Source organism: Stenotrophomonas rhizophila, from assembly GCF_001704155.1.
Lineage (GTDB): Bacteria > Pseudomonadota > Gammaproteobacteria > Xanthomonadales > Xanthomonadaceae > Stenotrophomonas > Stenotrophomonas rhizophila_A.
Window position 1 is genome coordinate 1,727,106 of record NZ_CP016294.1, and the last position, 12,335, is coordinate 1,739,440.

13 protein-coding genes are annotated in these 12,335 nt (G+C 67.5%); 9 read left to right on the plus strand and 4 right to left on the minus strand.

Translation table 11 applies throughout. From position 1 onward, the window contains the following. The first annotated feature begins 37 nt into the window (after positions 1–37). From BAY15_RS07815 to BAY15_RS07830, 4 genes are all read left to right on the plus strand, one after another. Positions 38–1,042 (plus strand): TraB/GumN family protein, encoded by a 1,005-nt coding sequence (locus tag BAY15_RS07815; protein ID WP_068850780.1) that lies wholly within the window; start codon positions 38–40, stop codon positions 1,040–1,042. Positions 1,043–1,111: 69 nt separating this feature from the next. Next, a complete protein-coding gene (locus BAY15_RS07820) occupies positions 1,112–1,567 on the plus strand; it encodes a BLUF domain-containing protein (RefSeq protein WP_068850783.1) in 456 nt (151 codons plus the stop codon). 286 nt (positions 1,568–1,853) lie between these two features. Next, on the plus strand, positions 1,854–3,137 hold the full coding sequence (locus tag BAY15_RS07825; protein WP_068850786.1) for a nucleotide sugar dehydrogenase: 1,284 nt from the start codon (positions 1,854–1,856) through the stop codon (positions 3,135–3,137). 31 nt (positions 3,138–3,168) lie between these two features. After that, positions 3,169–4,791 (plus strand): FMN-binding glutamate synthase family protein, encoded by a 1,623-nt coding sequence (locus BAY15_RS07830; protein WP_068850789.1) that lies wholly within the window; start codon positions 3,169–3,171, stop codon positions 4,789–4,791. Here BAY15_RS07830 and BAY15_RS07835 read toward each other — a convergent pair. Both BAY15_RS07835 and BAY15_RS07840 read right to left on the minus strand, forming a co-directional pair. Further along, positions 4,788–6,032, minus strand: a complete 1,245-nt coding sequence (locus BAY15_RS07835) for a TIGR03862 family flavoprotein (protein ID WP_068850793.1) — start codon at positions 6,030–6,032, stop codon at positions 4,788–4,790. The two genes, BAY15_RS07830 and BAY15_RS07835, sit on opposite strands and share 4 nt — an antisense overlap. A gap of 5 nt (positions 6,033–6,037) precedes the next feature. Beyond that, positions 6,038–6,478 (minus strand): FKBP-type peptidyl-prolyl cis-trans isomerase, encoded by a 441-nt coding sequence (locus BAY15_RS07840; protein ID WP_068850796.1) that lies wholly within the window; start codon positions 6,476–6,478, stop codon positions 6,038–6,040. A 63-nt stretch (positions 6,479–6,541) separates the two neighbouring features. Here BAY15_RS07840 and BAY15_RS07845 point away from each other — a divergent pair, with 63 nt between their 5' ends. The 4 genes from BAY15_RS07845 (at position 6,542) to BAY15_RS07860 (ending at position 9,437) form a co-directional block, all read left to right on the plus strand. Continuing rightward, a complete protein-coding gene (locus tag BAY15_RS07845; protein WP_068850799.1) occupies positions 6,542–6,907 on the plus strand; it encodes a DUF6164 family protein in 366 nt (121 codons plus the stop codon). A 45-nt stretch (positions 6,908–6,952) separates the two neighbouring features. Next, positions 6,953–7,699 (plus strand): sulfurtransferase, encoded by a 747-nt coding sequence (locus BAY15_RS07850; protein WP_068850802.1) that lies wholly within the window; start codon positions 6,953–6,955, stop codon positions 7,697–7,699. Positions 7,700–7,790: 91 nt separating this feature from the next. Next, the gene (locus BAY15_RS07855; protein WP_068854627.1) at positions 7,791–8,786 is read left to right on the plus strand and encodes an LLM class flavin-dependent oxidoreductase; all 996 of its coding nucleotides are present in this window, start codon (positions 7,791–7,793) and stop codon (positions 8,784–8,786) included. Between the two features lie 150 nt (positions 8,787–8,936). Further along, positions 8,937–9,437: a pyridoxamine 5'-phosphate oxidase family protein gene (locus BAY15_RS07860; protein ID WP_068850805.1), complete on the plus strand. Its 501-nt coding sequence runs from the start codon at positions 8,937–8,939 to the stop codon at positions 9,435–9,437. On the opposite strand, the gene BAY15_RS07865 is transcribed toward BAY15_RS07860, so the two are convergent. After that, positions 9,434–10,093: an exopolysaccharide biosynthesis protein gene (locus tag BAY15_RS07865; RefSeq protein WP_068850807.1), complete on the minus strand. Its 660-nt coding sequence runs from the start codon at positions 10,091–10,093 to the stop codon at positions 9,434–9,436. The genes BAY15_RS07860 and BAY15_RS07865 overlap by 4 nt on opposite strands. Next, positions 10,077–11,420: a hemolysin family protein gene (locus BAY15_RS07870; protein WP_068850810.1), complete on the minus strand. Its 1,344-nt coding sequence runs from the start codon at positions 11,418–11,420 to the stop codon at positions 10,077–10,079. Before BAY15_RS07870 ends, BAY15_RS07865 begins: the two co-directional genes overlap by 17 nt. A 281-nt stretch (positions 11,421–11,701) precedes the next feature. On the opposite strand from BAY15_RS07870, the gene BAY15_RS07875 reads away from it, so the two are divergent. After that, positions 11,702–12,328, plus strand: coding sequence for a DUF47 domain-containing protein (locus BAY15_RS07875; protein WP_068850813.1), 627 nt, complete (start codon positions 11,702–11,704; stop codon positions 12,326–12,328). The last annotated feature ends 7 nt before the right edge of the window (positions 12,329–12,335 follow it).

Sequence of the window (12,335 nt, forward strand, 5' to 3'; positions counted from 1 at the left end):
TACGCTGCACGGCAGGCGCACACGAAGGTGGACAGGCATGGCGAAGAGGGCAGCAGCAGGCGCGATGCTGGTGTGGCTGGCCTGTGCGGGTGTGCCCGAAGGCAGGGCGCAGCAGGCACCCCCCGAGGTGGTCGACCTGGCGCCGGTGGTGGTCTCCGGCGTGCAGCCCGGGCCGGGCATGTGGCGGGTCACCAATGCGCAGGGCCACACACTGTGGATCCTGGGCACGGTATCGCCGCTGCCGGCCAAGCTGGACTGGCGCGCCGACGAGGTCAAGGCGGTCATCGCCAGCGCCGATGCGGTGCTGGGGCCGCCGGGCTGGACGCTGGATGCCGATGTCGGTTTTTTCAGCCGGCTGACACTGCTGCCGTCGGCCATGAAGGCACAGCACGATCCGCAGGGCAGGCGACTGCAGGAGATTCTGCCGCCGGAGCTGTATGCGCGCTGGCAGCCGTTGAAGGCACGTTACCTTGGGCGCGGCAATGGGGTGGAGAAGGACCGCCCGCTGGTGGCCGCCACGCGGCTGTACGTCGCTGCCCTCGACGAGGTCGGGCTCAGTCCCCGATCCGGCGTGGGCAAGCTGCTTGAAAAGGCGTACAAGGCTCGCGGCCTGACGCCCGTGGTGACCCGGGTGGAGGTCAAGGTGGACGATCCGCGCGCCGCACTGAAGGAAGTGCGGGCCAGCCCGCTGCAGGACGTGGCCTGCCTGCAACGGACGCTGGACGTGGTTGAACACCAGCTGCCGCTGCTGGTCGAGCGCGCCAACGCCTGGGCGGCAGGGGATATCGACGCGCTCCAGCAGTTGGCCTTGAAGAGCCAGTACGACGCCTGTGTCGGCGCGATTGCCGACAGCGAGCTGGGGCGCCGGCGCGGCATGACCAACCTGGATGCACGCGCGGCGGAGAAGTGGATGGGCGCGGCACGCACAGCGCTGGCCGGCAACGCGGTCACCTTTGCGACCGTGCCCGTGCACACCCTGGTGGAACCGGGTGGCTATCTCGAGCGGCTGCGCCAGGCCGGCTACCACGTCGAGTCGCCCTGAGCCGGATACCATCTTTTCACCCCCGCGAACTTCATGGCATAGTCATGGGGACTTCACCGGGGGGTGCATATGGCGTTGCAGGCGTTCGCCTATGTAAGCGAGGCAGTCGACGGCATCGACGGTCCGGGCATCGACCGCATCCTCGCCGAGGCCTCCAACTTCAACCGCGTGGCCGGTGTGACCAGCGTGCTGATGTTCGATGGCCGGCGCTTCCTGCAGTACATCGAGGGCCCGGATGATGGCGTAGCCCCGGTCGAGCAGCGCGTGATCAACGCGCGCAGCCACCAGCAGATGCGGGAACTGGCACGCGGCGAGGTCGGCACGCGTCATTTCCCGCGCTGGACGATGGCCTCTGCCCGCATCGACCCGGACGTGATGAGCGCGATCATCGAAGCCGACTGGATGGGGTTCGCCGCGTCCGCGCCCGTGGATGGCCAGCGCCGGGTCGGCTTCGCGCGTCTGCTCGAGGTATGGACCGGCGTCTCCGGCGAACTCGAACCCGCAGCCGTGACGCTGGGCTCGTGAGTGGCGTCGCTCGTAACACAAAGATCACAGTCCGCTTCGTACCATGTGTCTACCAGCTGTGACCGGTCCGGGGTATGCCCCGGGGTTGTCTGAAAGGGAAGTAACCGCAGCTGGACCACTTGTTGGCCGTCGTCCGTACTCTCCGCGGGCGGCGGCTTTGTTCTTTGTGGCGCAGCGCCTGCCGCGTTAGGCTTGTCGCAACTGTTTCCTGGTGGTGCCCCCGCATGATTGATCATTCCCCCGCGTACCTGTTGCCGCGCCTGCGCGCGCCTGCGGGGCTGGCCGGATGACGGCGGCCGACCGCGCCGCACAGGCACGCATCGGCGTGATCGGGCTGGGCTATGTCGGCCTGCCGTTGACGGTAGCGTTCGGCGCGCAGCTGCCCACGCTCGGCTACGACATCGACCATGCGCGCGTGGCCGAACTGCAGCAGGGCCGCGACCACACCCTGGAAATGTCGGCGGACGAACTCGCCGCTGCGGTGCAGGCGCGCTACAGCGTCGACCCGGCCGACCTTGCCGCGTGCACCGTCTACATCGTGACCGTGCCCACCCCGATCGACGCGCACGAACAGCCGGATCTTGGCCCGCTGCGCGACGCGAGCATCCTGATCGGCAGCGTGCTCAAGCCTGGCGACCTGGTGATCTACGAATCCACCGTCTACCCCGGCACCACCGAGGAGGTCTGCGTGCCGCTGCTGGAAGCCGGCTCCGGGCTGCGCTTCAACCAGGACTTCCACTGCGGCTACAGCCCGGAACGGATCAACCCGGGCGACCGCCAGCGGCGCCTGCCCGACATACGCAAGATCACCTCCGGGTCCACCCCGGAGATCGCCGCGCTTGTCGATGCGTTGTACGCGCGCATCATCACCGCGGGCACCTGGCCGGCACCGTCGATCCGCGTGGCCGAAGCGGCCAAGGTGATCGAGAACATCCAGCGCGACGTCAACATCGCGCTGGTCAACGAGCTGGCGCTGATCTTCGACCGGCTCGGCATCGATACCCAGGATGTGCTGGATGCCGCCGGCAGCAAATGGAACTTCCTGCCGTTCCGCCCCGGCCTGGTCGGTGGCCACTGCATCGGCGTGGATCCGTACTACCTGCTGCACAAATCCGAAAGCGTGGGCTACCACCCGGACCTGATCCACACCGCGCGGCAGGTCAACAACCGCGTCGGCGCGCACGTGGCGCAGCGCGTGCTGGCGCTGCTGGCCAGCCGCGGCAAGGCACCGCAGGGCGCACGCGTGCTGGTGCTGGGGGTGACCTTCAAGGAAAACTGCCCGGACCTGCGCAACAGCCGCGCGCTGGAACTGGCCCAGGCCCTGCAGTCCAGCGGCGCGCAGGTGCAGGTGCAGGACCCGTGGGTCGGTCCGGCCACGCTGGAAGGCAGCGGTGTGCAGTGGGTGGAACAGCCTGACCCGCAGGGCTACGACGCGGTGGTGCTGGCGGTGGCGCATGACCGCTTCCGCGCGATGGACACCGCACGGATCCGCGCGCTGCTCGCGCCGGATGGGATCGTCTACGACGTGAAGTCGGTCTGGCCACGGGACGTGGTCGACGACCGGCTGTAGACTCGAACCCGGTTGTTGATCGAGGAAAGCCATGCATCGTTACCTGGTCTACGTGCTCGCCATCCTGTTGCTCCCGGTCTCGCTGTACCTGGCCGGGTACTGGGCCGCCTGGTACTGGGGCGTGGGCATCAGCGCGGCGATGGTCATCGTGGGCACCTGGGACCTGCTGCAGAAGCGCAGCACGCTGCGCCGCAACTACCCGGTGATGGCGCATTTCCGTTACGGGCTGGAATCGATCGGCCCGGAAATCCGCCAGTACTTCGTGCAGAGCGATCTCGAGGACGTGCCGTTCTCGCGCCAGCAACGCGCACTGATCTACCAGCGCTCCAAGAACGAAATGGACGTGGTGCCGTTCGGCACGCTGCGCAGCACCTACGCGGTGGACTACGAATGGATCAACCATTCGCTGGCGCCGACCGAGGTGGCCGACCACGACTTCCGCGTGCTGATCGGGCCCAACTGCGCCAAGCCGTATTCGGCCAGCGTGTTCAACATCTCGGCCATGAGCTTCGGCTCGCTGTCGGCCAATGCGATCCGCGCGCTCAACGAAGGCGCGCGCCGTGGCGGTTTCTACCATGACACCGGCGAAGGCTCGATTTCGCCCTACCACCGCGAGATGGGCGGCGACCTGGTCTGGGAGATCGGCTCCGGCTATTTCGGCTGCCGCGATGAGCACGGCGGTTTCAGCGAAGAGCGTTTCGTCGCCAACGCCAACACCGACCAGGTGAAGATGATCGAGATCAAGCTGTCGCAGGGCGCCAAGCCCGGCCACGGCGGGGTGTTGCCGGCCGCCAAGGTCAGCGCCGAGATCTCCGCCACCCGCGGCGTACCGATGGGCGTGGACTGCGTGTCGCCGTCGAAGCACTCGGCGTTCAACACGCCGGTGGAACTGCTGCAGTTCGTGGTGCGCCTGCGCGAGCTGTCCGGTGGCAAGCCGGTCGGTTTCAAGCTGGCCATCGGCCACCCGTGGGAATGGTTCGGCATCGCCAAGGCAATGCAGGAAACCGGGCTGCTGCCGGATTTCATCGTGGTCGACGGTGCCGAAGGCGGCACCGGCGCGGCGCCGGCCGAGTTCATCGACCATGTCGGCGTGCCGATGCATGAAGCGCTGTTGCTGGTCCACAACACGCTGGTCGGCCTGGACCTGCGCGACCGGATCCGGGTCGGGGCGGCGGGCAAGGTCAGCAGTGCCTTCGAGATCGCGCGCACCATCGCGCTGGGCGCGGACTGGTGCAATGCCGGGCGGGGTTTCATGTTCGCGCTGGGCTGCATCCAGTCGCTGAGCTGCCACAGCGACCGCTGCCCGACCGGCATCGCCACCCAGAACCCGAACCGCTGGCGGCACCTGGACCCGGCCGACAAGGCCACCCGCGTGCACAACTACCACGAGAACACCCTGCGTGCGCTGCGCGACCTGCTGTGCGCGGCCGGCCTGCAGCATCCGGCCGAACTGGGCCCGGAACACATCGTGCGCCGCGTGTCGCCGGTGGAGATCCGCTCGCTGGCCTCGCTGTACCGCTACCTCACCCCGGGCGAACTGCTGCGCCGGGTGCCCGACCACGCGGTATTCCACGACTTCTGGGCGGACGCACGCAGCGACTCGTTCCAGCCACCAGCGCGCATCCAGGCACTACGCAACAGCAAATCGCGCTAGCGCGCGAGGTACTCCACCACACCACGCCCGGCCCGCAACCCGCTGGCAAAACAAGCGGTCAACAGATACCCGCCGGTAGGCGCTTCCCAATCCAGCATCTCCCCGGCGCAGAACGTGCCGGGCAGGTCGCGCAGCATCAACGTGTCATCCAGCGCTTCCAGCCGCACGCCGCCGGCGGTGCTGATCACCTCGTCGATCGGTCGCGGCCGCAGCGGCGACAGCGTCAGCCGCTTCAGCGCGGCGGCGATGGTTTCGGCCGGCAGCTGGCCGGCGTCCTTGCCCAGCACTTCAAACAGCAACGCCGATTTCACTCCACTGAGACCCAGCTGGCGGCGCAGGTGTTCGCCGAAGCTGCGGCCCTGGCGTGGCTTGTGCAGCTTGTCCAGCAGCTGCGCTTCGGTCTGCCCGGGCAACAGGTCCAGCTGCAGCTGCACCTGGCCATCGCGCGCCAGGCGGTCGCGCAGGTCCGCGGCAAACGCGTAGATGAGGCTGCCTTCAATGCCATTGGCCGTGATCACGCACTCACCCTGCTGCGCGTGTTCCTGGCCGTCCAGCCCGAGCCAGTGCGCGACCACCGGCTTCAACGGGGCGCCGGCCTGGCGGTCGCGGAAGTAGGGCGTCCAGTCGATGTCGAAACCGCAGTTGGCCGGTTTCAGCGGTGCGATGTCGATGCCGCGTGTGGCCAGTGGCGCCACCCACGCGCCGTCCGAGCCCAACTCGGGCCAGCTGCCACCGCCCATCGCCAGCACCACCGCATCGGCCTGCACCGTGGCAACCCCGTCCGGCGTCTCGAAGCGCAGCGCACCGTCGTCCTGCCAGCCGGTCCAGCGGTGCTGCACATGGAAGCGCACGCCCTGTTCCTTGAGCCGCCGCACCCAGCCGCGCAGCAGCGGGGCGGCCTTGCGGTCGACCGGGAACACCCGCCCGGAGGTGCCAACATAGGTTTCCACGCCAAAGCCTGCCGCCCATTCGCGCAGTGCGGGGCCGTCGAAATCGGCCAGCCACGTGCCGACCTCGGTCGCACGCTCACGGTAGCGGGACACGAACACGTCCTGCGGATCGGAATGGGTGAGGTTCAAGCCGCCCTTGCCGGCGATCAGGAACTTGCGCCCCGGCGAGCCTTTGGCTTCGTACAGGTCCACGGCGTGGCCAGCGGCGCGCACGGTCTCGGCCGCCATCAGCCCGGCCGGGCCGCCGCCGATGATCGCCACGCGTCGCGCAGGGTGGACAGGAGTGCTCATGCGGTTCAGCGCGGCTTGACGTCGAGCAGCTCGACATCGAACACCAGCGAGGCGTTCGGCGGGATCGGGCCGGCGCCGGAGGCGCCATAGCCGTAGTCAGCCGGAATCATCAGGGTGCGCTTGCCGCCGACCTTCATGCCGGCAAAGCCTTCGTCCCAGCCTCTGATCACCCGGCCCTGGCCCAGCCCGAAGCTGAACGGCTCGCCGCGATCGACCGAGCTGTCGAACTTTTCGCCGTGCTTGTCGGCGGCTTTCTCGTCGTACACCCAGCCGGTGTAATGGACCACGATGGTGCTGCCCGGGGTGGCCTCGGCACCGGTGCCGGGCTGGGTGTCGATCTTCTCGAAGGCGGCGATGCTGCCACCCGGCGGCGGGCCGGGCGGGGTGCAGGCGGCCAGCAGCGACAGCAGCGCGGGAACGAGCAGGAACTTCGGCAGAGCACGCATGGGCGGCACCGGATGGAAAATGGGACGCAAGGGTAGCGCATCGCCGGGCGCTATCATGGGCGCATGTCGAAACTGCTGCTCAACCTGCGCAATGTCGCGGACGATGAAATCCAGGATGTGATCACCCTGCTGGACCGGGCGGGCATCGCCCATTACCGCACCGAACCCAGCCCGTGGGGAATCTCCTTTGGCGGGATCTGGATCCGCGACGACGCCGACCAGCCCCGGGCCAAGGCCCTGATGGCCGAGTACCAGCAGGCGCGCGGCGAGCGGGTCCGCGCCGAGCGCCAGGCCGCGCTGGCCGACGGCAGCGCCGAAACCTTCGGCACGCTGCTGCGGCGCCGCCCGCTGTTCGTGGTGGCGGTGCTGGCCGGCATGCTGGTGGCCGCCGCGCTGGTACTGCTGCCGTTCGTGCTGCTGCGCGGCTGAATGGCCGGTTGGGCGGGTGGGGCGGGGCCCGGGTAAAATGGGCGGATGATCGCCAATACCGCCGCCTATCACTTCACCCCGATCGCCGACCCGGACGCGCTGTGTGCCACGCTGCTGGCGCGCGCCGAGGCGGCCGCACTGCGTGGCACCGTGCTGGTGGCGGGCGAGGGCATCAACCTGTTCCTGGCCGGCCCTGAAGCCGGCATCGACGGCTTCTACGCCGCGCTGCGCGCCGATCCGCGCTTCGAGGGGCTGCGGGTGAAGACCAGCTACAGCCGGATGCAGCCGTTCGCCCGGCTCAAGGCCAAGGTCAAGCCAGAGATCATCAGCTTCCGCATCGACGACGGCCAGCCGCTGGCCTATCCACGCGCCCCCTCGGTGGACCCGGCCACGGTGCAGCGCTGGCTGCGCCAGGGCCATGACGATGACGGCAAGCCGGTGGTCATGCTCGATACCCGCAATACCCAGGAAATCGAGTACGGCACCTTCCAGGATGCGCTGGTGCTGCCGATAACAAAGTTCACCGACCTGCCCGAGGCACTGGCCCCGCACCGCGACGCGTTGCGTGACAGCACCGTGGTCAGCTTCTGCACCGGTGGCATCCGCTGCGAAAAGGCCGCGCTGTGGATGCGCAACGACGGCATGGACAACGTGCTGCAGCTGGACGGCGGCATCCTCGGCTACTTCGAGGCCGTGGGCGGCGAAGGCTACGACGGCCGCTGTTTCGTGTTCGATGAACGCGTGGCCCTCGACGCGGAATTGAAGCCGCTGGTTGACCAGGCCGCCGATTGATATCGCGCGGGAATCAGCATTCCGCCAGCGGCCATGGTGTCCTTCGAGCGGCGCCCCCATCAACAGGGGATAACCTTTGATGGAACGCCCCATGCAACTGTCGATTCTTGATCTGGCCCCGGTCTGCGAGGGCAGCGATACCACCCAGGCCTTTGCCAACATGCTGGACCTGGCCCAGCACGCAGAAGGCTGGGGCTTCCACCGCTACTGGCTGGCCGAGCACCACAACATGCCAGGCATCGCCAGCGCCGCCACTGCGGTGCTGATCGGCCACGTGGCCGGCGGCACCCAGCGCATCCGCGTCGGGGCTGGCGGGATCATGCTGCCGAACCACTCCCCGCTGCAGGTGGCCGAACAGTTCGGCACGCTCGCCTCGCTGTACCCGGACCGCATCGACCTCGGCCTGGGCCGCGCGCCGGGCACCGACCAGCCCACCGCGCGCGCCCTGCGGCGCTACTTCGACAGCGCCGACCAGTTCCCGCAGGACGTGCGCGAGCTGCTGCACTATTTCGAGCCGGCGCAGCCCGGGCAGGCCGTGCGCGCGGTCCCCGGCGCGGGCATCCCGGTGCCGGTGTGGCTGCTGGGCTCCAGCCTGTTCAGTGCACGCTTGGCGGCGGCAATGGGCCTGCCGTTTGCCTTCGCTTCGCATTTCGCCCCGGATGCGATGGACGAAGCGCTGGCGGTGTATCGCCGCGAGTTCCGCGCCTCGCAGTACCTCACCGCGCCGTACGCGGTGCTGGGCCTGAACGTGGTGGCGGCCGAATCCGAAGCCGAGGCCAAGCGCCTGTTCACCACCCAGCAGCAGAGCTTCGTCAACCTGCGTCGCGGCCTGCCGGGCCTGATTCCACCGCCGATCGACGACATCGAAGCCTTCTGGCAGCCGCACGAGAAGATCGGCGTGCAGAACGCGCTGGCCTGCGCGGTGGTCGGCGACCAGCGCCAGGTCAGCGAAGGCATGGCCGCGTTCGCCGCACGCCACAAGCCCGACGAACTGCTGCTGACCGCCAACATCTACGACCATGGCGCGCGCAGGCGCTCGTTCGGGTTGGCGATGCAGGCGCGCCGCGACCTTGCTGACCGGTTCTGACGTTGAACGCGTCGCCACGCGCCCGGTAAATGATGTACCGGCTGTGCGGCTCTCCACGACATGCCACGCGAAGGCGACGTGACCATCCGGTTCACGTCGCCATTCCCACCCTTCCGGTGTGATGGAGCTCCTTATTCCAGGAGTCACCGCATGGCCGACCAAGATCGCCAGCAGCACATCGAACAGCTGGCCGAACTGATCCGCGACGTGGACATCGCCATGTTCACCACCACCGGCGTGGACGGGCGCCTGTACAGCCGCCCGCTGGGCACCCAGGAAGTCGAATTCGACGGCGACCTGTGGTTCGCCACCGCCGCCGACAGCCCCAAAGTGGCCGAGATCGCGCTCAATCCGCGCGTCAACGTGGCCTATGCCTCGCAGTCTAAGAACACCTACGTCTCGGTGGCGGGCATCGCGCGCATCGTCGACGACCGCGCCAAGGTGGAGGAACTGTGGTCGCCGCCGATGAAGCTGTTCTTCCCCGGCGGCAAGGACGATCCGAACCTGCGGCTCATCCACGTGCGTGCCGAGTCGGCAGAGTACTGGGACGGCCCCGGCACGCTGCTGGGCAAGGCGCTGAGCTTCGTGCTCTCCGCCGTCAGCGATGACCCCAGCACCTTGTCCGACAACGGCGTCGTGGACCTGCGTTAGAACCAGCGCTGGAACAGCTCGGTCAGGTAGTGCACCAACTGGCCGGAGCTGAAGCTGAAGAACAGCACCGCGGCAATCGCGCCGATCCAGTTGACCAGCATCAGGGAGCCGTCGCGTTCCAGCAGCGCCAGCGAGAACAGCAGCAGCTGGAACCCGAACAGGTAGTTGGTGAACGGGATCGGCAGCGACAGCAGCACGCCGGTCAGCACCAGCAGCAGGCCGGTGAATGCATGCGCCGGCAAGGGCACGAGAAGGGCCGGACGACGCGGCTTGAGCATGCGATCCAGACGGCGCAGCGCGCCGTCGATCTTCCCCAGGAATTTATGCATCGTGCCGCGTCGCGGCCCGCGGTTGGCGATGAAGCCCGGCAGCCACGGGCGCCGCATGCCGCACAGCATCTGCACGCCGATCAGGACTACCAGCGGACCGCTCACGGCGCCGCCCAGCCCGGGAACCGGAATGAACGACGGCAGGATCGCAATGAACAGGAACACGCCGAACGCGCTCTGCTGCAGGCCCTGCAGGATCTGCCCCAGGCGCAGGCGTTCATCGGGATCGCCGTGGTCGAACATCGCCAGCAGCGTACGGATGCCTTCGTTCTGGTATTCCGGCCGGCCCTGGTCCGGCGCCGGAGGCGGATCAGCCGGTGAGTTCATCAGTCTCCTCTTCGGCCAGCGTGCGCAGCAGCAGCTTGTCCACGCGCGCGCCGTCCAGGTCGACGATCTCGATGCGCCAGCCGGCCCAGTCGAAGTATTCCCCGGCATGCGGAATGCGGCCGAAGTAGTGGATGCACATGCCGGCCAGCGTGTAGTAGTCGCCGTCATCGGCATCGGGCAGTTCGGCGTTGCCCATCAGTTCGCGCAGGTCTTCGATCGACAATGACCCGTCCACCAGCAGCGAGCCGTCCTCGCGGGTCACCACCAGCGCGTCCTCGTCGACGTTCTCCACCGACTGCATGCGGCCGACCACCGCGCCCATCAGGTCGCTGATGGTCACCAGCCCCTGGATCTCGCCGTACTCATCCACCACCAGCGCCACCGACTGCTGCTCCTCGCGGAAGATCTCCAGCAGCTTCATCGCATGGGTGGATTCGGAAACATACAGCGGCTCGCGCAGTTGCTGGAACAGCGAGTGCTCATCGCGCGCCAGGCGGGTGACCAGGCTCTTGACCTCGAGCACGCCGACGATGTCCTGGTCGTTGCCGCGGAACACCGGGTAGCGCGAGAACTCGTGCTCGCGCATGGTGGCCAGGTTCTTCTCCGCGTCGGCCTGGGTATCCAGCCAGGCGATCCGGTTGCGCGGGGTCATCAGGCTGTCGGCAGTGCGGTCGCCCAGGCGCATCACCCGGTTCATCATGTCGCGCTCATGCGCGTCGATCACGCCGGCCTCGTGGCTCTCAGCCACCAGCATGCGGATCTCCTCTTCGGTCACGCTGGCCGCTTCGTCCTTGCCCAGTCCCAGCAGGCGCAGAACCAGCCGTGTGGTGTGAGAAAGCAGCCACACGAACGGGAAGGCAATCCGGGCCAGCCCGCTCATGGGTAGCGCGACCAGTCCGGCGATGTCCTCGGAACGGGTGATGGCGAGACGTTTGGGTACCAGTTCGCCGAAGATCAGCGTCAGGAACGTGATCAGGGCCACGGCGAGGGTCTTGCCGATCACCGCCGACCAGGGCTGCGGTTCATTGAACAGCGGGAAATTGGCCGACAGCGCCGGGAACAGGCTCTGCAGGTTCAGGGCGATGGCGCTGCCGATGGCATCGCCGCCGTAAACACCCGTCAGGATGCCGATCAGGGTGATGCCGATCTGGACGGTGGACAGGAAGCTTTCCGGCTTTTCCGACAGTTCCAGCGCGCGCTGTGCCCGCTTGCTGGTGGCGGCCATCTGCTTGAGCCGGCTCTTGCGCGAGGTCATGACCGACATTTCGGACATGGCAAAGAAGCCGTTGAGCAGAATCAGGGCCAGTACGATGATGAGTTCAAACACGGGCGTCTTCCCCGGTTGGTGGCAGGGAGGGCGTGTTCAAGCGCGGGCGGCTACCGGGCCAGGTCAGGCCTGGCGGGCGCGGCGGGGGATAAGGGTCGTCGTCCATAGAGTGCACCCGAAGGTGCCCGCGCATCTTAACAAAAGCCGGGGGGAGGGGTGCAAACAGGGTCGTTCAGGTGGCCCGGTGGCAGTGTGAAGACGACGGGAGTACCCGGATTGGACATCAAACCGTCATAATTCCGCCCGGTGCCGTCCTTCCTCGACGGCGAATAGGTTTCTCAATGTTCTCTCTGCAGACCATTTTCGGCTCCGGCAAACAGTTCTACACCCTGCTGGACGAGGCTGCCCAGGCGGCCTACGACAGCGCCAAGGCGCTGCATTCGATGCTGCGCGACGCCGACCGGCAGCCCGCGCTTGACGCGTTCAAGCTGGCCCGCCTGCGCGAACGCGCCGCCTCGGACAAGATCAGCCAGGCGCTGGTGGACAGCTTCATGACCCCGATCGAGCGCGAAGACATCGAAGCGCTGGGCTCGGCGCTGTACAAGATTCCCAAGCAGGTCGAGAAGTTCGCCGACCGCTACTCGCTGGCCACCAAGCATCTGGAACACATCGATTTCGCGCCGCGCGCGGCGATGCTCGAACAGGCCGCCAGCGTGGTGGTGGAGATGGTCCACGACCTGCGCAACATGAACCTGGACCGGATGACCGCGCTCAACGAGAAGCTGCGTGCACTGGAGAACGAAGCCGACCGCCTGATGCTCGAGCTGTACCGCGACATCTACTCCGGTCGCCTGGACAACCTGCAGATGTTCCTGCTCAAGGAATTCTTCGAGATCCTGGAAAAGGCCATCGACCGTTGCCGCGAGGCCGGTGTGGTGGCCTACCAGATCGTGCTGAAGAACAGCTGACGGACGC